The 19277-nt window shown below is 76.0% G+C and carries 19 protein-coding genes; 13 read left to right on the forward strand and 6 right to left on the reverse strand.

All coding sequences use genetic code 11. The annotated features are described in order from the left end of the window. Nucleotides 1–38 precede the first annotated feature (38 nt). The 6 genes from AC07VC_RS04020 (at nt 39) to AC07VC_RS04045 (ending at nt 5305) form a co-directional block, all read left to right on the forward strand. Entirely contained in the window at nt 39–731 is a 693-nt protein-coding gene (locus tag AC07VC_RS04020) for an FMN-binding negative transcriptional regulator (RefSeq protein ID WP_494676077.1), read from the forward strand. Further along, nucleotides 728–2296, forward strand: a complete 1569-nt coding sequence (locus AC07VC_RS04025) for an amidohydrolase (protein WP_494676076.1) — start codon at nt 728–730, stop codon at nt 2294–2296. The genes AC07VC_RS04020 and AC07VC_RS04025 overlap by 4 nt, the downstream gene beginning before the upstream one ends. 41 nt (nt 2297–2337) lie before the next feature. After that, nucleotides 2338–3366 carry an NADPH:quinone reductase gene (locus tag AC07VC_RS04030; RefSeq protein ID WP_494676075.1) on the forward strand — a complete coding sequence of 343 codons (1029 nt, stop codon included), beginning with the start codon at nt 2338–2340 and terminating at the stop codon, nt 3364–3366. Between the two features lie 66 nt (nt 3367–3432). After that, nucleotides 3433–4161 (forward strand): hypothetical protein, encoded by a 729-nt coding sequence (locus AC07VC_RS04035; protein WP_494676074.1) that lies wholly within the window; start codon nt 3433–3435, stop codon nt 4159–4161. Beyond that, nucleotides 4158–4754 (forward strand): hypothetical protein, encoded by a 597-nt coding sequence (locus AC07VC_RS04040; protein WP_494676073.1) that lies wholly within the window; start codon nt 4158–4160, stop codon nt 4752–4754. Before AC07VC_RS04035 ends, AC07VC_RS04040 begins: the two co-directional genes overlap by 4 nt. Beyond that, a complete protein-coding gene (locus AC07VC_RS04045; protein ID WP_494676072.1) occupies nt 4751–5305 on the forward strand; it encodes a hypothetical protein in 555 nt (184 codons plus the stop codon). Before AC07VC_RS04040 ends, AC07VC_RS04045 begins: the two co-directional genes overlap by 4 nt. On the opposite strand, the gene AC07VC_RS04050 is transcribed toward AC07VC_RS04045, so the two are convergent. From AC07VC_RS04050 to AC07VC_RS04070, 5 genes are all read right to left on the reverse strand, one after another. Further along, nucleotides 5295–6587, reverse strand: coding sequence for a hypothetical protein (locus AC07VC_RS04050; protein WP_494676071.1), 1293 nt, complete (start codon nt 6585–6587; stop codon nt 5295–5297). The genes AC07VC_RS04045 and AC07VC_RS04050 overlap by 11 nt on opposite strands. Before the next feature lie 43 nt (nt 6588–6630). Then, nucleotides 6631–7338: an NAD(P)H-hydrate epimerase gene (locus AC07VC_RS04055; RefSeq protein ID WP_494676070.1), complete on the reverse strand. Its 708-nt coding sequence runs from the start codon at nt 7336–7338 to the stop codon at nt 6631–6633. After that, nucleotides 7335–8144, reverse strand: coding sequence for an SGNH/GDSL hydrolase family protein (locus tag AC07VC_RS04060; RefSeq protein ID WP_494676069.1), 810 nt, complete (start codon nt 8142–8144; stop codon nt 7335–7337). The genes AC07VC_RS04055 and AC07VC_RS04060 overlap by 4 nt, the downstream gene beginning before the upstream one ends. Before the next feature lie 115 nt (nt 8145–8259). Then, complete coding sequence (locus AC07VC_RS04065; RefSeq protein ID WP_494676574.1) at nt 8260–9291, reverse strand: LLM class flavin-dependent oxidoreductase; 1032 nt, start codon at nt 9289–9291, stop codon at nt 8260–8262. A gap of 89 nt (nt 9292–9380) precedes the next feature. Continuing rightward, nucleotides 9381–10820: an MFS transporter gene (locus AC07VC_RS04070; RefSeq protein ID WP_494676068.1), complete on the reverse strand. Its 1440-nt coding sequence runs from the start codon at nt 10818–10820 to the stop codon at nt 9381–9383. A gap of 105 nt (nt 10821–10925) precedes the next feature. On the opposite strand from AC07VC_RS04070, the gene AC07VC_RS04075 reads away from it, so the two are divergent. Both AC07VC_RS04075 and AC07VC_RS04080 read left to right on the forward strand, forming a co-directional pair. Continuing rightward, nucleotides 10926–12737, forward strand: a complete 1812-nt coding sequence (locus AC07VC_RS04075) for a gamma-glutamyltransferase family protein (protein WP_494676067.1) — start codon at nt 10926–10928, stop codon at nt 12735–12737. Then, nucleotides 12734–13267, forward strand: a complete 534-nt coding sequence (locus AC07VC_RS04080) for an iron-sulfur cluster assembly scaffold protein (RefSeq protein WP_494676066.1) — start codon at nt 12734–12736, stop codon at nt 13265–13267. The genes AC07VC_RS04075 and AC07VC_RS04080 overlap by 4 nt, the downstream gene beginning before the upstream one ends. Before the next feature lie 261 nt (nt 13268–13528). Here AC07VC_RS04080 and AC07VC_RS04085 read toward each other — a convergent pair whose 3' ends face one another. Further along, nucleotides 13529–14146 (reverse strand): nucleotidyltransferase family protein, encoded by a 618-nt coding sequence (locus AC07VC_RS04085; protein WP_494676065.1) that lies wholly within the window; start codon nt 14144–14146, stop codon nt 13529–13531. 66 nt (nt 14147–14212) lie between these two features. Here AC07VC_RS04085 and AC07VC_RS04090 point away from each other — a divergent pair, with 66 nt between their 5' ends. The 5 genes from AC07VC_RS04090 (at nt 14213) to AC07VC_RS04110 (ending at nt 19254) form a co-directional block, all read left to right on the forward strand. After that, nucleotides 14213–14581 (forward strand): hypothetical protein, encoded by a 369-nt coding sequence (locus AC07VC_RS04090; protein ID WP_494676064.1) that lies wholly within the window; start codon nt 14213–14215, stop codon nt 14579–14581. Then, a complete protein-coding gene (locus AC07VC_RS04095) occupies nt 14578–15366 on the forward strand; it encodes a phosphatase PAP2 family protein (RefSeq protein WP_317230375.1) in 789 nt (262 codons plus the stop codon). The genes AC07VC_RS04090 and AC07VC_RS04095 overlap by 4 nt, the downstream gene beginning before the upstream one ends. 96 nt (nt 15367–15462) lie before the next feature. Next, nucleotides 15463–17019: an AAA family ATPase gene (locus AC07VC_RS04100; protein ID WP_494676063.1), complete on the forward strand. Its 1557-nt coding sequence runs from the start codon at nt 15463–15465 to the stop codon at nt 17017–17019. An 85-nt stretch (nt 17020–17104) separates the two neighbouring features. Further along, nucleotides 17105–18568, forward strand: coding sequence for a sensor histidine kinase (locus tag AC07VC_RS04105; RefSeq protein ID WP_494676062.1), 1464 nt, complete (start codon nt 17105–17107; stop codon nt 18566–18568). Continuing rightward, entirely contained in the window at nt 18565–19254 is a 690-nt protein-coding gene (locus AC07VC_RS04110; protein ID WP_494676061.1) for a response regulator transcription factor, read from the forward strand. The genes AC07VC_RS04105 and AC07VC_RS04110 overlap by 4 nt, the downstream gene beginning before the upstream one ends. Nucleotides 19255–19277: the final 23 nt, after the last annotated feature.

Consider the following 19277-nt stretch of genomic DNA (forward strand, 5'->3'; position numbering starts at 1 on the left):
GCCCCACCGTCCGCCCTCGAGCCGCGGCGGGCCGCCCGGTGAGGGAGAACCCGTCGTTCGCGCTCGAGGACGTGGCCGAGATCCGCCGCCTCGTCGCGGAGAACCCGTGGGCCACGATCGTCAGCGGCACGGGTGCGGGCCTCGTCGCCTCGCACTACCCGGTGCTGCTGGATCCCGCGCGCGACGACCTCACGCTCCTCACCCACGTGGGCCGTCCCGACGAGCGGATCCACGAGCTCGGCGAGCGCTCGGGAGTCGAGGCCGAGGTGCTGGTGATCGTCCAGGGCCCGCACGGCTACGTGTCGCCCGGCTGGTACGACGCCGACCCGGCCGTGCCCACCTGGAACCACATCAGCGCGCACCTCACCTGCCGCGTCGAGATCCTCTCCGCGGAGGAGAACCTGCGCGTGCTCGGCGCGCTCGTGGACCACTTCGAGGACCGCATGCCCGCGCCGCGCCGGATCGGGGGGACGGCTCCGGACGCCGCCTACGCCGCCCGCATCAGCGCCGGGACCGTGGGCCTCCGCCTCGTCGCCACGCGCGTCGTCGCGAAGGCGAAGCTCAGCCAGAACAAGCCCGCCCACGTGGTCGAGCGCGTGCTCCACGAGCTGGAGCACGGCGCGGAGTACCCGAACCCGGCGCTCGCCGCGGAGATGCGGCGCGCGGCCGCCCGGGCCGACGACGCCGGCGACGTGCCCGGGACCGCCGGAGCGTCCGGGACCGCCGAGTGACCGCGCTGCTCCTGGCGGGCGGGCGCCTGCCCGGATCCGACGCGCCCGTCGACGTGCTCGTGCGCGACGGCGTGATCGCCGCGGTCGTCCCCGCCGGATCCGCCGACGCCCCGGGCGTGGAGACGCGCGCCCTCGACGGCCGCTTCGTGATCCCGGGCCTGTGGGACGCGCACGTGCACTTCACCCAATGGACGAAGGTGTCGCGGCGGCTCGACCTGTCCCGCGTCGCCTCCGCCGCGGAGGCCGTCGCGCTCGTCCGGGACGCCCTCGCCGCCCGCGACGCGGCGTCCGGCGCGGGCGGCGCGGTCGCGACCGCGGGCGCGCCCGAGGCGCTCGTCGGCTACGGCTTCCGCGACGGCCTCTGGCCCGACCTCCCCACGAAGGAGCTCCTCGACGCCGTCGCGGGCGACACCCCCGTGCTCCTCGTCAGCGGCGACCTGCACTGCTGCTGGGCGAGCTCGGCGGCGCTCGGTCCGCACGGCTACGGCGACCACCCCACGGGCCTCCTGCGCGAGGACGACTGCTTCGACTTCATGTACCGCGTGGAGGAGGGCGACGCGTCGTCGCTCGACGCGCGCGCCGTGCAGGTCGCGCGCGACGCCGCCCGCCGCGGCGTGGTCGGCGTGGTCGACCTCGAGATCGACGAGAACCAGGACCGCTGGCGCCGCCTCGCCGCCCTCGGCCACGACGCCCTCCGCGTCGAGTTCGGCGTCTGGCCGCAGCACCTCGACCGCGCCCGCGACGAGGGGCTCCGCACGGGCGACCTCCTCCCGGGCACCGGGGGCCTCGTGCGCGTCGGCCCCGCGAAGGTCGTCACCGACGGGTCGCTCAACACCCGCACCGCGTACTGCTTCGACCCGTACCCCGACCTCGACGGCCAGGGCGGCGCGGCGCACGGCGGCGCGTGCGGCACCCTCTCGGTGCCGCCGGACGAGCTGCGGGGGATCATGGTGCGCGCCGCGCGCCAGGGGCTCCGGCCCGCGATCCACGCCATCGGCGACCACGCGAACCGGCTCGCCCTCGACGCGTTCGCGCACCTCGACGAGGTCATGCGCGGGACGCACCGCGACGCCCTGGGCCTCGCCGGGTCCATCGAGCACGCGCAGCTCCTCACCCGCGAGGACGTGGCGCGCTTCGCGGCGCTCGGGGTGGTCGCGAGCGTGCAGCCGGAGCACGCCATGGACGACCGCGACGTCGCCGACGTCTACTGGGCCGGCCGCACGGGCCGCGCGTTCCCCCTCGCCGACCTGCGCGCCGCGGGCACCCGCCTCGTGCTCGGCTCCGACGCCCCCGTCGCGCCGCTGGACCCGTGGGCCACCATGTCCGCCGCCGTCGGCCGGTCGCGCGACGGCCGGGCGCCGTGGCACCCGGAGCAGTCCATCGACCGCGCCGCGGCGCTCGACGCGTCCGTCCGCACGCGCGTGGCGCCGGGGGAGCGGGCCGACATCGCGGTCGTGGAGGCGGATCCGCTCACGCCGTCCACCACCGCGGACGACCTCCGCGCGATGCGCGTGTCGGCCACCCTCCTCGGCGGCCGGCTCACGCACGACACGCTCGGCGGCTGACGGCAGGAACACCGCGCGGGTGCCGGGCGTTGGATGGTGGCATGAGAGCGATCACCTACACCCGCACCGGTGCCCCCGACGTCCTGCAGCCCGTCGACCGCGACGAGGCCGCCCTCGGCCCCGGCGAGGTGCGCGTCCGCGTCGTCGTGTCCGGCGTGAACCCCACCGACTGGAAGTCCCGCGACGGCGGGTCGCCCGGCCAGGAGCTGCCGTTCCCCGAGGTCGTCCCCAACCAGGACGGCGCGGGCGTCATCGACGCCGTCGGCCCCGACGTGACCGACCTCGCCGTGGGCGACCGCGTCTGGATCATGCTGGCCGCGCACGGCCGCCCCACCGGCACGGCGCAGGAGAGCACGGTGCTCCCGGTGGACCGCGTCGCGCCCCTGCCGGACGGCCTGTCCTTCGACCTCGGCGCGAGCCTCGGCGTGCCCGCCGTCACCGCGCACCGCGCGCTCACCGTCGCCGAGGACGGGCCGTCGCGCCTCGCCCCGGGCGCCCTCGCCGGACGGCACGTCCTCGTCGCGGGCGGCGCGGGCGCGGTCGGCCACGCCGCCATCCAGCTGGCGCGCTGGGCGGGTGCCACCGTGATCACCACGGTCAGCTCCCCGGAGAAGGGCGCCCTCGCCACGGCCGCCGGCGCGCAGCACGTCGTCGACTACCGCGCGACCGACGCGGCCACGGCGATCCTCGAGATCGCGCCCGACGGCGTCGACCTCGTCGTCGAGGTCGCCCCCGCGCAGAACGCCGGGCTGAACCAGCGCGTGGCCCGGAACCGCGCGTCCGTCGCGGTGTACGCGAACAACGGCGGCGACACCGTCACGCTGCCCGTGGTCGACAGCTTCGTGAAGAACCTCCGCTACCAGTTCCTGCTGCTGTACACGGTCGGCCAGGAGGCGCTCGACGCCGCCCGCGCCGACATCCACCTGGCGCTCATCGACGGCGCCCTGCCCGTCGGCGAGGAGGCGGGCCTGCCGCTGCACCGCTTCCCGTTGGAGCGGACCGCCGACGCGCACCAGGCGGTCGAGGACGGCGTGACCGGCAAGGTGCTCATCGACGTGACGCCGGCCTGACGCCCCGCAGGGTCCGGGCGTCGCCCGGACCTGGCCGTCCCGGCGGCCGGACACTAGCCTGACGGCGTGACCGAACGCGACACGCCGACGACGGAGCCGACCGCACCCCGCCGCGCCGCCGGCCGCCGTGCCGGCCGTCGCCGTGCCCCGCGCGATCCCGCGGCCTGGCGGGCGCGGGCCGTCCGGCTGTCCGACCGGGTGCCGACCCGCTGGCTCGTGACGGGCTCCACCCTCGTGGTCCTCGCGGCCTCCGCCGCGTTCGGCGGCCTCGACGACGCGCCCGTCGAGGCGCTGCCGTCGCTCGGCGCCGGCGACGCGGTCACGGGCGCCCAGCTCCGGATCGCCGTGGAGCGCGCCCGGCTCATCGACGCGCTGCCGGAGGCGGGCCTCGAGCCGGAGGACGGGCGGCGGCTCCTCGCCGTGGTCGCGACGGTGGAGGACGTCTGGGACGGCCCCGTCTCGACCGCCTCGGGCACCGGCGCCGCCGACAACCTGCGCCCCGTCGGCATCGCCGGCATCGACGAGGAGACGGATCCGGTCGCCGTCCTCCTCCTCGCCGACGGCACCTCCCGCCCCGAGCTGCAGCCGCACGTGCCCATGGAGCTCGCGTTCGTCTGGGAGGTCGACGGCGACGCCGTGCAGGCCGAGGCGGGAGCCGACCTGCCGGTCGACGTGTACGACAAGACCTACCGTGCCGAGGGGTTCGTGACCTACGGCGAGCGCTTCGAGGAGCCGTTCGTGCAGGCGCGGGCCACCGTCCCGTTCGAGGACGTCGGCGCGGGGGCGGACGGGTGACGCCCGCGCGCCGCGAGGCCCTCCGCCGGATCGGCACGGCGGCCGCGCTCGCCGCGGTGATCGCGACGGCGTCCCTCATCCTGCGGACGGCGCCCACGCAGTCCGAGTGGCAGGCGCCCATCGAGGTGCACGGCCGCGCGGGCGAGGAGGTGCGGGGCCGCAACGTCGCCGCGACCGTCGAGGACGTCCGCGCGGCGCGCAGCGTGACCGCGTCGAACGGCTGGGTGGGGGAGACGACCGGCGTGTGGGTCGTGGTCGACGTGACCGCGGAGGCCGTCGTGACGGAGTACGCGGCGGGCCGCCGCACCGCGGAGCTCGTGCTGGGGGAGGACGTGTACAGCGCCTCCACCCGGCCGGGCCTCGCCACGGTCGCGGATCGCCCGCTGGCCGTCGGCATCCCGGTGCACGGGCCGCTCATGTTCGAGGTGCCGCGCGACGCCGTGCCGTCGGAGGGAACGGCCGACGCGGTGGTCCGGCTCGCGGCGACCGACGACGCCCGCACGGACTCGCTCCTCGTGATCCCCGTCGACCTGTCCCGCCTGTCCGTCGCGGACGCCGTGACCACGGACGAGCCCGTCGAGGGCCGACGATGACGGGCTGGTGGCGGAGGAACCGCGTCGCCCTCGTCGCGACCCTGGTGCTCGCGCCCCTCACCGTCGGCATCGTCTTCCAGAACGAGTGGGGCGGGTTCCGCGAGGGCCGGCCGGTGGAGCCCGTCGACGTGGCGGTCGGCGCGGACACGGACTTCGGGACCACCACGTGGCGCGTGGACGGCGCCGACCGGATCCGCTGGTCGAGCGACCCGGGCGTCGAACGGGAGCTCCCGGTGGGCACCGACCTCGTCGTCGTGCGCATGACCGTCATCCCGCACGCGATCGTGGACTGGGCGTCCGAGGGATGCACCCTGATGCTGGACGAGGCGGACGGCGACCGTTCGGCCCGCACCTGGGAGCCCGCGTCCTCCAGCTACCTCGGCCTCGACTTCGACGACCCCACGACGACGGGCTGCGACTCCACGCGGCTCGGCCGGTACGAGGCCGCTGTGGGGTTCCTCGTGCCGGTCGACGCGGGCGAGGACGCCGACCTCCGGCTCGCGGTGCAGACCGTCGACCAGCTGCCGCGCTACCTCCGCGTCACGCTGTGACCGGCCGGGGGTCCTCGGCCTCCCGGGCCACGGGCGGCTCGCCCGCCGCCGTGCGCCGCTCCTCGAGGCGGCGGAGGCACAGGTCGTACGCCGCCGCGATCAGGCAGATGCGCAGCGGCTCCAGCACCACGTCGACGCCGAACCCCAGCAGGTCGTCGACGTTCATCCACCACGTCACCAGGTCGTGCGGCCCGATGGCCCGGACGGCGCCGAGCAGCAGCCACGACGATCCCGCCTCCACCACGGCGTACGCGAGCACGAAGACGCCCATGGACAGGACGCCCGCGCGCCAGATCAGGCGCACCGCGTCGACCAGCGGGCGCCAGCGGCTGAGGAGGTCCTCGCCCACCTCGGCCGCGCGGCGGCGGACCCCGCCCGGGAGCGCCCGCACCCGGTCGGCCACGCGCAGGTAGCCGCGGTCGAGGGCCCGCCGCGGATCCGCCGCGCGCCGCCGGGCCGCCGCCTGCGCGAGCGCGCGCCCGTAGACGACGCCCGCGAGCGTCAGCCACGCGATGGGGAGGAGGACCACGTCGCCCACCTGGCCGACCACCCAGCCGAACCCGTCCCACAGCACGGCGAGCGGCTCCAGGTACCCGGTGAGCCCCGCGCGCACGTCGGCGGCCCACGCGCTCGCGGCGCGGGTGTCGATCCACTCCCGCGCCCGCTCCTGGTACTGCGTGAGGAGGAACAGCGTCAGGTAGACCCAGACCGACTCGAGGTACACCGCGACGAGGGCCGTCCAACGCGGCAGCCGCTCGGCGTAGCGCTTCAGCAGGAACCGCCCGGTGAAGGCGAGCACGACGACCGCGACGGTGCGTGCGTCGAGGGCGACGTCGAGGACGCGGCCGCCCTCGGGCAGTTCCTCGAAGTAGTCGATGCGACGGAGCGCCGTCGTGGCGTACTGGACGGTGTCGTCGGCGAGCAGCTTCCAGGAGGCGTAGAACGCGAAGAACGGGAGGATGCTCACGAGCAGGAGGTCGGCCGTTCGCTGTCCGCGCCGCAGCAGCGGGCCGCGGTCCACGGCGTCCCGACCGGCGGCGGCAGCGCCCGCGAAGGCGGGCAGCTCGTCCCGCAGCACGAGGAACATCGCGATGAAGGCGCCGAGCCGCGCGAGGATCGCGAGCGGGAGCACCAGGAGCCCCGCCAGCGCGCTCCGGGCGCCGAGCTCCGCGGCGAGCTGGATGAGCAGGTAGTGCCCGAGCCAGCCCGCGAGGTACCAGGCGAGGAGCGCCGGCCAGCGCGCGGCGACGAGGCGCAGCGTGCGGGTCAGGACGGTGGACACGGGCTCAGGGTAGCGAGCGGTTCCCCCACCTGGGTAGATGCCGTCAGGCGCGAGCGGCGACCGCCGGCGGACCGAGCCGGGCGACGTCGAGCCCCACGTCGACCAGCACCACGCGCCCCGCGAGTCCGCGCGCCGGCTCGCGCAGGAGGCCGGCCTTGCCCGCGCCGAAGGTGACGGTGACGTCTGCGGGCAGCACGGTCGTATCCGGCACGGCGCCGTCGTCCGCGCCCGTGCCGCTCGGGATGTCGCACGCGATGACCCGCGGGCCGTCGGCCGCGCGCACGACGCTCAGGAGGGCCCCGACGACGCGCCGGGCCTCGCCGCGGAGCGCGGGGCTCGCGGTGGTGCCGATCCCGAGGATCCCGTCGATGACGAGCGACGCGCGGCGCCCGAGGCCGCGGATGGCGGCGTCGTCGAGCTCCTCGGACGGCGTGAGGGCGATCCCGGCGGCGGCTGCCCGCGCGGCGCCGGCCTCGTGGAGGCGCGACGCCGTGCGGATGACGCGCACCTCACGGCCCTCGCGGGCGAGCTCCGCGGCGGCCAGGAGCGCGTCGCCGCCGTTGTTCCCCGCCCCGACGAGCACCAGCACGGGTCCGGTCGGGGCGAGCTCGCGGCACTGGCGGGCGAGGCCCGCGGCGGCGACGCGCATGAGCTGCGCGCCGGCCGCGAGGAGCGGGGCCTCGGCGGCGCGGATTGCGTCCGCGGTCCACCCGGCGCGGAGGTCGGGCGAGCCCGGGTCGGGCTCGGTCACGACGCCGGCGCGATCCGGTCGACGACGAGCTCCGCCCAGGCCCGGTAGACCCGCCCGTACAGGGTGTCCTCGGGGTTCGGCGCCATGAAGTCGGGGATGCGCCAGGACGGGAACGGGACGCTGTCGACGCCGTCGTGGCGGGCGACGACCCGGCGCGTGGTGCGGTTGAGCGCGTCCGCGTGGCGCCCGACGGCGCCGGCGATGGGCGGGGGCGTCACCGGGGAGATCTCGAGCGGCGGCACCTCGATGACCAGCACCCGGCCTCCCGCGGGCATCCGGCTCCGCACCTCGACGATGCACGCCTCGAGCAGCGACTCCCAGAGGGGCGTGGGCGTGAACCGGATGGAGTCGCCGATGCCGAGCGCGAGGACCGCGACGTCGGTGCTCGCCCACGCCGGGAACGCGTCGATGCCGGCACGCCACGAGCGCACGGTGAAGTCGGGGAAGGCCTGCACCGACCAGAAGACGCCGCGGCCGGTGCGCACCGCGAGCTTGTGCGCGACCTGACCGGCGACGCCGAGGTCGTGCGACACGGTCTGGTAGCCGACCGCCGTCCCCTCCCCGACCACGGCCAGGCCGTAGGGGTCGGGGCCGGGCTGCGAGCCGGTGGGGGAGTCGCGGGGGAAGGTCGCGCGGCGCATCTCCCGGTACAGGACGCGGTACTGCAGCAGCCCGATCGTCGCCGACCGGAGCGAGGCGAGCGGCCCGGCGGAGAGCGCCCGGGACTCGGCGGGGAGCCGACGCGGCTCGGCGTCGCGCCCGGCGTCGTCGGGGCCGGGTCGGGCGGAAGGCGGAGCGCCGGTCATCGCCACCCGTCCCGTCCCTCGCGATGCCCCTGGTCCGGGGACGATCGCAGGATAACCCGCGCACGGGGTCGCCTGCATCGCGAACGCGCAGACGGCCCCGCAGCGGCTCGGCGGATCAGGCCAGGATGTCGCGCACCATGGGCGCCACGACCGTGCCGTAGCGCTCGATCCCGCCCATCATCCGCTCGTGCGAGAAGGGTCCGGCGCTGTACTTGAGGTCGAAGCGCGTGGCGCCGACGGCCTTCAGCGTCGCGGCGATCTTGCGGGCGACCGTCTCGGCGGATCCGACGTACAGCGAGCCGTGCTCGATCTCCTGCTCGTAGGACGCGCGGGCCAGCGGCGGCCAGCCGCGGTCCTTGCCGATGCGCGCGTGCATGACCTGGTAGTCGGGGAAGAACGCCTCGCGGGCCTCGGCGTCGGTCTCGCCGACGTAGCCGGGGGAGTGGATCCCGACGGGCAGGCGCGGCTGCTCCAGCTGGTCGAGAGCGCGCGCGAAGAGGTCGGCGTACGGCGCGAAGCGGTGCGGCTCGCCGCCGATGATGGCGAGCATGAGCGGCATGCCGTGGCGCGCGGCGCGCACGACGGACTCGGGGCTGCCGCCGACGCCGATCCACGTCTTGAGGTGCCCGGCCGCGGTCTTCGGGAAGACGTCGTGGTCGGTGAGGGGCGCGCGGGTGCTGCCGCTCCAGGTGACGGGCGACTCCTTCACGAGCTCGGCGAACAGGCCCAGCTTCTCCTCGAAGAGGCGCTCGTAGTCGCTCAGCTCGTAGCCGAACAGCGGGAAGGACTCCGTGAAGGAGCCGCGCCCGAGGATGACCTCGGCCCGTCCCTCCGAGACGGCGTCGAGCGTGGCGAAGCGCTGGAAGACCCGCACGGGGTCGTCGGAGCTGAGGACGGTGACGGCGGATCCGAGGCGGATGCGCTCCGTCCGCGCCGCGATGGCGGCGAGGGCCACCTCGGGGGCGGAGATCGCGTAGTCGTCGCGGTGGTGCTCGCCGAGGCCGATGAAGTCCACGCCGACCTGGTCGGCCAGCACGCCCTCGGCGACGACGTTCCGGATCACCTCCGCGTACGGCAGCTCGCGTCCGTCGGGTCCGACCGTGACGTCCCCGAACGTGTCCAGTCCGAGCTCGATCTCCTGCGCCATGCTGCCCTGCTTCCCTATCCATGCGAACGTATGCATCTAGGTCAACCCTAGGCGTGCGGTCGGCATTCCCGCGAATCGCGGGCTCCCCGTCAGTCGACGACGGGCGCGGGTCGCGCGATCTCGGTGTCCTCGACGCGCGACTCCGGCATCAGCAGGCCCGCGACGACGGTCGCGAGCGCGCAGACGCCGACCGCGAGGAAGACCGCGCCCGACGCGGAGATGACGGCGTCCGGATCGCGCTGCCCGCCGGACGAGGCGGCGAAGATCGCGTTCGCGATGGCCCCGAACACGGCGACGCCGACCGCGCTGCCGATGGAGCGCGCGAACAGGTTCGCGCCCGTGACGACGCCGCGCTCGCCCCAGCCCACGCTCGACTGCGCGCCGATGAGGCTCGGCGTCGCGACGAGGCCGAGCCCCAGGCCCACGACGAAGCAGCCCGCGGCGATGCCCGCCAGGGTCGGCGTGCCCGCCAGCAGGGCGATGGACCCGGTGCCCGCGATCGTCAGCGCCATGCCGATGAGCACGGTGCGGCGGAACCCGATGCGGAGGTAGAGGCGGCCGGAGAGGGAGGCGGAGATGGGCCAGCCGATGGTGAGCGCGGCGAGCGTGAGGCCCGAGACGAGCGGCGTCACCCCGAGCGAGCCCTCCAGGTACGTGGGCACGTAGGAGGTGAGGCCGATGAGGATGGCGCCGACGCCGAGCGAGACGAGCGTGGTCGTCAGCAGCAGGCGCCGCGAGAACACCCACAGCGGGAGCACGGGCTCCGCCGCCCGGCGCTCCACGAGGAGGAACGCGACGATCAGCACCGCGCCGACCGCGAAGGCGCCGATGCTCGGCAGGGAGTCCCACGCCCACGCCTGGCCGCCCTCGAGCACCGCGAGGATGAGGAGGCTGAGGCCGACCGTGAGGAGCGCGGCGCCCGCGTAGTCGACGCGGTGCCGCGTGCGCTCGATGGACTCGTGGAAGCGGCGGACGATCATCCAGCCGGCCACGAGGCACAGCGGCACGTTGACGAGGAAGATCCAGCGCCAGCTCGTGAACTCGGAGAACACGCCGCCGAGGGTCGGCCCGACGACGCTCGACACCGCCCACACGCTCGCCAGGTACCCCTGCGTCCTCGCGCGCTCCGCGACCGTGTAGATGTCGCCGGCGATCGTGATCGCCATGGGCTGCACCGCGCCCGCGCCGAGTCCCTGCACGGCGCGGAAGGCGATGAGCGCGGGCATGCTCCAGGCGAGGCCGCACAGGACGGAGCCGAGCAGGAACAGGCCGATGCCGATGAGGATGATCGGCTTCCGGCCCACCGTGTCGCTGAGCTTCGCGTAGAGGGGCACCGACACGGCCTGCGCGAGCAGGTAGATCGAGAACAGCCACGGGAACGAGGCGAAGCCCCCGAGGTCGTCCACGATCGACGGCACCGCCGTGGCGAGGATGGTCGCGTCGATGGCCACGAGGCCCGTCGTCATCATCAGGGCGATGAGGATCGGGCCGCGCTCGGATCGGAATCCGACGCCAGTGGTGTCAGTCATGGGCCTCCCGGGTCGTCCGGTCAACGCCGCGCGCGGCCGGGCGCATTCCCGCGGGGAGCGGAATCGGTGTGGTCGACTGGAGGGATCCCACCGGAAGGACCCCCTGTGACGTTCCGCGCTCCCGACGCCTTCACCACCCGACCCACGCTCCGCGGCACCTTCGGCATGAGCGCCTCGACCCACTGGCTGGCGTCCGGCACCGGCCAGGCCGTGCTCGAGCGCGGCGGCAACGCCTTCGACGCCGCGGTCGCCGCGGCCTTCGTGCTCCACGTCGTCGAGCCGCACCTCAACGGCCCGGGCGGCGACATGACCGCCGTCGTGCACGTCGCCGGCCGGGACGCGCCACGGCTGCTCATGGGCCAGGGGTCCGCGCCCACCGCCGCGACGCCCGAGCGCTTCCGCGCCGAGGGCCTCGACCGCGTCCCCGGCGCCGGCGCGCTCGCCGCGGCCGTGCCCGCCGCGGTCGACGCGTGGCTCCTGCTCCTCGAGGACCACGGCACGTGGGAGCTCGCCGACGTCTGGGCCTTCGCCATCGGGTACGCCCGCGACGGGCACCCGGTGCTCGAGCGCGTGGGGCGCACCATCGCCGGCGTGGCCGACCTGTTCCGCGACCACTGGGCGGCGTCCGCGGAGTTCTGGATGCCGGGGGGCGAGGCGCCCGTGGCGGACACGCTGGTGCGGAACCCCGCGTGGGCGGCCGCGATGGAGCGGATCCTCGCCGAGGCGTCGACCGCGGCGGGTCCTGACGGCGGACGCGCGGACCGCATCCGCGCCGCCCGCGCCGTCTGGGCCGAGGGCTTCGTCGCGGAGGAGATGGTGGCGAGCGTCCGGGCGCCGCACCGGCACTCCACGGGCACGGACCACTCCGGACTCCTCACGGCCGACGACCTCGCCGCGGCGCGCGCGTCGTGGGAGGACCCCGTGTCCGTCGAGTTCCGCGGCGTCCGCGTCTGGAAGACGGACGCCTGGGGACAGGGGCCCGCGCTGCTGCAGGCGCTGCGGATCCTCGACGGGTTCGCGGACGACGAGATCGACCCGGCGACGGCCGCGGGGATCCACCGCATCATCGAGGCTCAGAAGCTCGCGCTCGCCGACCGGGAGGCCTACTACGGCGACGCCGTGCCGGGCGGCGCGCCGCTCGACGTGCTGCTGTCGGCCGAGTACGCGGACGAGCGCAGGGCGCTCATCGCGGACACGGCGTCGCACGAGCTCCGGCCGGGGCGCGTCGCGGGCGTGGAGCCGTTCCTGCCGCCGCTCCTGGTGGAGGGCGACGCGCCCGTCTCCGCCGGTGGCACGGGCGAGCCCACCGTCTCGCGCACCGGCGAGACCCGCGGCGACACCTGCCACCTCGACATCGTCGACCGCTGGGGCAACATGATCTCCGCCACGCCCTCGGGCGGATGGCTGCAGTCGTCGCCGTTCATCCCGTCGCTCGGGTTCTGCCTCGGCACGCGCCTGCAGATGACGTGGCTCGAGCCGGGCGGGCCGTCGTCGCTCGTGCCGGGACGGCGCCCGCGGACGACGCTCACGCCCACGCTCCTCACGCGCGACGGCGAGCCCGTGGAGGCGCTCGGCTCGCCCGGCGGCGACCAGCAGGACCAGTGGCAGCTGCCGTACCTGCTGCGGACGATCGTCGGCGGCTTCTCCCCGCAGGCGGCGGTGGACGCGCCGACGTTCCACACGACGAGCGTGCCGGGCTCGTTCTGGCCGCGCACGTGGACGCCCGGCGGCCTGGTCGTCGAGGGCCGGGTGGGCGCCGACGTGATCGCCGAGCTCCGCGCCCGCGGGCACGAGGTCGAGGTCGTCGGGGACTGGGCGCTCGGCCGGCTGTCCGCCGTCACGCGCGATCCGGCCACGGGACTCCTCGGGGCCGCCGCGAACCCGCGCGGGGCGCAGGGGTACGCGGTCGGGCGATGACGCTCGACCGGCAGGTCGCCTCGGCGCTCATCGCCGACCACGCGCGGCGCCGCGTCGGGAGCGATGCGGCGCTGCGGGCGGAGTCGGCGCCGGGGCGGCTCGTCGCCGAGCCGGGTGCGGGGATCCCCTCGACGGGCGTCGTGCTCGGCGCGTCCGAGCAGCGGAACGCGACGTGCGGGGACGTGGTGGACCTGCGGGTGCTCGCGGCGGATCCGGCGCACCCGCGCGACGGCGCGGACGGCGTGGTCGACGCCGCCGACCGCATCGCCGTCCGCTGGCACGGCCGTGGCTGCACGGTCTCCCAGGCGTCCGCGTCGATGCTCGCGGAACTGGTCGCGGGGCGCACGGCCGCGGAGGCCGCGGCGCTCGTCGTCGAGCTGCGCGCCCTCATCCGCGCCCACGAGCTCCGGCCCGGCGCCGAGGACCGGCTCGGCGACGCCTTCGCGCTGGCGGACTCGGGCCGCTACCCGCTGCGCGGCACGTGCGCGCTGCTCGCCTGGCACGCGCTGGAGGAGGCGCTGGGGCGCTGAGGCCAGTGGCGCTGCACCGCCGGTCGGCGGGAGCGTCCGGCATCGACGAGATCGCCGACGGGGACATCCAAGCCCACGGGGGCGCATGCGCGCTCCCGGAGTCCGACATCGTGAAGGCCCGCTACGGGGGGCGACGGGTCCCGCGAAGGCCCGCCCGCGCTGCTTCGCGAACGCCGTCAGCGGCATCGCGAGCTCCCATCCGCACCTCGACCCGGTCGTCGACGGCGCAGGTGGGCACTCCGAGTCGAACTCCTGACGCTCTCAGGAGCGCCGGTCGACGTCCTCTCCCGAGCTGAGGTCGGCCGCCTCCACGGGCCGCGCGTCGTGGGCGGCGAGGTAGGCGCGTGCGCCGGCGTCGCCGCCCACGTGCGCGGCGAGCGGGTCCCAGTGGGCGCGGCCGAGCAGCGCGGGGTGCCCGGGACGGCCGCCGAAGACGGCCTGGCGGAGCGTGCCCGGGTCGACGGGTGCCGCGCCGAGGACGCGGCGGACGGTGGCCGCGTCGAGGTCGGGGACGTCCACCGGGACGACCGCGAGCGCGACGGGCATCGGATCGAGGGCGGCGGCGGCCCGGAGCGCCGCGCGCAGGGAGGCGGACAACCCGTCGGCCCAGTCGTCGGCGCGGACGACGACCGCGTCGACCGCCACGGGGAGCGTGCGGAGCAGGGCCGCGGCCTCGTCGGCGGCGGCGCCGAGCACCACGAGCACCGGCGAGCAGCCCGCCTCGGCGAGCGCGCGGATCGCGGTCGCCAGCCAGGGCGTGCCGTCGGGACGGGCGGCGAGCGCCTTCGGGCCGCCGAAGCGCACGCCCGCACCCGCGGCGAGGACGACCCCCGCGATGCGCGCGACGTCGTCGTCGTCCGCGCCCCGTGCTCCCGCCATCCGCCCATGCTAGGAGCCGTCCGCCCGTCCCTCGCCGTACCCCGCCGCGCGGCCTACGCTCGATGCATGGATCCCGACACCGCGTCCGCCCTCGCCCTCACCCTGTCGCTCGGCGTGCCCGTGCTCGCGATCCTCGTCGCCGTCGTCCTCGCCGTGGCCCGTGCGCGCGGCGCCGGCTGGGGCTGGTACCTCGTCGGCTGCACGGTGGTCGCGCTGGTCCTCGCCCTCGGGCTCGCGATCCTCGCCACCTGGAGCGCGCAGACGGGCGTCGCCGCGATCGATGACGGCGCCGGGACGTTCGGGATCGTCCTCATGGGCATCCTCGGCGGCATCGCGACCTTCGTCGTGGGCGTCATCGCGGGCGTCGTGGGCCTCATCTCGGCCGCGGTCCGCCAGCGTGACCGCGTGCCGTCGTCCGCGCTCGTCCACGGGTGACCCGGCCCGGATCCTCGGGCGACCGCCTGCCGGTCCGGCGCCGTCGCGACCGGCCGCCCGGCCGCGTCGTCCGCGCGGCGGGCGGCGTCGCGCGGCGGGTCGGGCCGTCGGGCACCTTCGCGGCCGTCCTCGCCCTCGGGCTGGTCGTGATGGCCGTCGCCTCCAGCCTCTTCGCGGGCCTGTACGTGGCCGTCACCGACGACGACAGCGTCGCCCTGCTCGACGAGCCCGTGCTGCGCCTCGCCATGGACGTCCGCTCCCCGTGGCTCGACACCGCGATGACCGTGTTCACCGAGGCCGCCGGCGTCTACGCCGTCCCGATCGTGGGCCTCGCGGTGATCGTCGCCCTCGCGATCCGCCGCCGGCAGTGGGTGCCGATCGTGCTCGGCCTCGTCGCGGGAGCCGGATCCCTGCTGATGACGGAGGTCGGCAAGGAGCTCCTCGGCCGCGACCGCCCGCCGCGCACCGATGCCGTGCCGCCGTACGAGACGTCGCCGTCGTTCCCGTCCGGCCACACGCTGAACGCCAGCGTCGTCGCCGGCATCGTCGCCTACCTGCTGGTGCTCCGGCAGATGCGGCGCTCCACGCGCGTGCTCACCTACGGGATCGCCGTCGCCTTCGCCGCCTCCGTGAGCCTCAGCCGCGTCTACCTGGGCCACCACTGGCTGACCGACGTCCTCGCGGGCTGGCTCCTCGCCGTCGCCTGGCTCGCCCTCGTCGTGGTGGCGCACCGCGTGCGGCTCCGGCTGCTGGAGCCCGAGGAGCGCGACGGCGACGCCGGCTGAGCCGGCCGGCACCCGTCGGCACGCGCTCCGCAGGCCCGACGCCGGCCCCGCTACGGTCGGGGTGGTCGCGCCGGGCGGCCGGAGACGGGGTGCCGCATGCCGATGGACGAGCTCGACCGCGAGATGATGCGCGCCGTCGCGGGGTACCTCGCGCGCGTGACGGCGATGTCCGAGGAGAGGGCGGGCGACCGCACGCCGCTGGGGGACGCGATCTCGGTCCACCTCGGGTGCGACGCGACGACGCTGCCGATCGTCGTCGAGCAGGTGGTCGCGCACCGCCTCGTCGATGCGGACATCGCGCTCGACGAGCTCGCCGGATCCGCCCCGGGGAGCCTCATCGGGTCCACCGGCGGCGAGCAGCGCTTCCACACGTCCATGTCGGAGCTGATCGCGAACGCGCACGTCCGCTTCGCCCCCGGCCCCGTGTCGTACGCCGATCGGGACACCGGCCCCGCGACCCGGCGCCGGGTCGTGCAGTTCGGGGTGCGCCTCCTCGAGCACGACGGCGTCCCCCTCGTGGTCGTGCAGCGCGGGGCCGCGCCGCAGTTCGGGCGGGAGGACGCGCAGCTGGAGGTCATGGGCGCGGACGACGACGCCGTCACCGCCTTCCTCGACCGCCTGCGCGAGCTGATGATCGCCCGCAGCGTGCTGCGCGGCCAGGTGCTCTCGTTCCAGGCCACGCAGTTCGGCGCGTCCGCGGGCGCGTCGTTCGTGGTCCGACCCGACGTGCCGGAGGACGCGGTCGTGCTCGAGCGGGGCGTGCTGGAGGAGGTCGTGCAGCACGTCGTCGGCATCGGCGACCACCGCGACGCGCTCCGGGCGGCGGGCCAGCACCTGAAGCGCGGAGTGCTCCTGTACGGCCCTCCCGGAACGGGCAAGACGCTCACGATCCGGCACCTGCTGTCCCGGACTCCCGGGGTCACGGCCGTCGTCCTGACGGGGTCGAGCATCCGGTACATCACCCAGGCGGCCGAGATCGCCCGGACGTTCGCGCCGTCCATCGTCGTGCTCGAGGACATCGACCTGGTCGCGATGGAGCGCCACACCTCGCCGCAGCCCCTCCTGTTCGAGGTGCTCGACGCCCTCGACGGGCTGGACAGCGACGCGGACGTCGCGTTCGTCATGACCACGAACCGCGTGCAGACGCTCGAGCGCGCGCTCGCGACCCGCCCGGGTCGGGTCGATCTCGCCGTCGAGATCCCGCTGCCCGGCCCGGAGGCGCGCATCCGCCTGTTCCGCCGGTACGCGGCGGGGCTGCCCGTGGGGGAGGACGCGCTGGACGACGCGGCCCGGGAGGCGGAGGGGACGACGGGATCGTTCGCCAAGGAGCTCATGCGCCGGACGGTGCTGCGCGCCGCGATCGCCGGTCGCGCCCCGGGTGACGACGACCTCGCGGCGGCGCTCGACGCCCTCCTCGCCTCGGGCGCGGCCCTCACGCGCCGGCTCCTGGGCGGCGGGGGAGGCGACGACGGTCCGGACGATCCCGAGGCCGGGGGAGGCGACGACGGCGGTCACCACGTGGTGACCACGGGCACGATGCACCACACCGGCTCCTACGCGCCGTTGATGCCCGGCTTCCCCCTGTCCGTCGTCGGCGAGGATCCGGACGCCGGCGGGCACGGGGGCGCCGATGAGGGCGACCTCCACGGCTGACGGACGCCAGGGCGCCGCTCGTCCCTTCGGATGACGTCGGGCGCCGGCCCTCGGATCCGGGGCGGTGCCGCCCTAGCGTGAGGGCATGCCCCGACGACTCCGCTCCCGCCTCCGGCCGTACGTGGAGCCGGCCGCGGGGACGGCCTTCCTGCTCCTGTTCCTGCTGGTCGGGCTCGGCGGCGGTCTGCCGGAGCACGGCTACGCCTACGCGGTCACCGTCGCCGCGTACGCCGCGGCTATCGCGATCGCCCGGACGGCCCCGCGGTCCGCGCTCGCGATCGTGCTCGTGGTGCCGGCCCTGCAGATGCTCGGCGCCTCGGGCGTGACGTCGCTGCTCGCCCTCGTCGCGCCGCCGGATCCCACGACGTGGCCGGTCGCGGCGGCTGCGCCGGTCGTCGCCTTCGCCATCGGCCGCACGGGGAGCGCGGGCATGCAGGTCGCGGCGCTCGCGGTCGGCGCGTTCCAGGCGGTGTGCCTCGGCTTCGCGATCTCCGCGTCCGGCTACGGGAGCGCCTGGCAGGGCCTCGGTCCCGCGCCGTACGGGGAGGGCGTGTCCGTGGGATGGGCGCTGCTGCTCGCCGGCATCGCCGCCGTCATGTACGTCGCCGCGGGGGCCTTGGGCGTCGCGCTGCGACGGGGCGGGCGCCTCCTCCCGGACCGCGCCCGGCTGGTGCGCGACCGCGCCCGGCTCGTGCGCGCCGAGGCGGACCTCGAGGTCGCCGGCGTGGAGCTGCGCATCGCGCAGGAGCGCAGCGGGATCGCGCAGGAGGTCCACGACGTCCTCGCGCACTCCCTCGCCGTGGTGGTGGCGGTCGCCGACGGGTCGCGGTTCCTCCGGGAGACCCGACCGGAGACGACGGACGAGGCGCTGCGGGAGATCGCGGGCACCGCCCGGTCGGCGCTCCTCGACCTCCGCGGGCTCATCGAGGAGCTCACGGACGACAGCCACCGGCCGCAGCCGAACCTGGCGGACCTGCCCGCGCTCGTCCGCGGCATGGCGGCCACGGGGATGCGCGTCGACCTGCGCACGACCGGGAGGCCCGGCGGCCTCACCCCGTCGCAGCAGCTCAGCGTGTACCGGATCGTGCAGGAGAGCCTGACGAACGCGCTGAAGCACACGCGGGGCATCGCGACCGTCGACGTCTCCTTCGTCTGGGAGGGCCCCGGCCTCGCCCTGACGGTGCGCAGCACGGGCTCGGGGACGCCGCCGGAGCCGCCGTCGAAGCTGCCCCCGCCCCGTCCCCGCGGCGGGTTCGGCGTCGGGAGCATGCAGGAGCGCGCGCGGCTCGCCGGCGGCTGGCTGACCGCGGAGCGCACGGATCCGGAGGAGGGGGAGACGGCCGACGGCTACCTGGTGACGGCGTTCCTGCCGACGTACGGGGAGCACCCGTCGGACGGGCGGCGCGCGGCGGACGGGCGGGGCGCGGCGGAGGGACCGCGCGAGGACGCGGACGCGGGCGACCCGGCAGCCCGGGCCGGGGACGCGGCCGGCGACGAGGACGCCGCACCCGGCTCCGGTCGCGCCGACCCGGACGGGGACGCGTCATGACCGCCGCCGCGCCCCGCCGCATCCGCATCGTCGTCGTCGACGACCAGCGGCTGTTCATCTACGGGATCCGCATGCTCATCGAGTCCCAGCCCGACCTGGAGCTCGTCGGCTCGGCGACCGACGGGCGGGAGGCCGTCGACCTCGTCACGCGGACGCGCCCCGACGTGGTCCTCATGGACATCCGCATGCCGGTGATGAGCGGCATCGAGGCGACGCACCGGATCACGCGCGACGACCCGGACGCGGTCGAGGGGGAGCCGGGGTCGCGGCCGAAGGTCGTGATCCTCACCACGTTCCAGCAGCGCGAGGCGCTGTTCCAGTCGATGCGGCACGGGGCGAGCACGTTCATCACGAAGGACGCGACGCCCGAGACCCTCCTGGAGACCGTCCGCGCGGTGCACGCCGGCGACGCGGCGCCCACGCCGCTCGTCGACCTCGTGGCGGAGCACGCCCGCGCCTCCGCGACCGAGCGGCCCGAGCGGGCGCTCGCCGCGCTGTCGCCGCGGGAGCGGGAGGTGTTCCTGCTCGCGGCGAAGGGGCTCCGCAACAGCGAGATCGCGGCGGCCGCCTTCGTGAGCGAGACGACCGTGAAGACCCACATCAGCAGCATCCTCGGCAAGCTCGAGCTCCGCAGCCGCGCGCAGATCGTGGTGCACGCCTACGAGAACCGCCTGCTCAGCTCCTGACGCCGGCTGACGCCCGCCCCTCG

It is taken from the genome of Clavibacter sp. GW821-FHT01D01, from assembly GCF_059422605.1.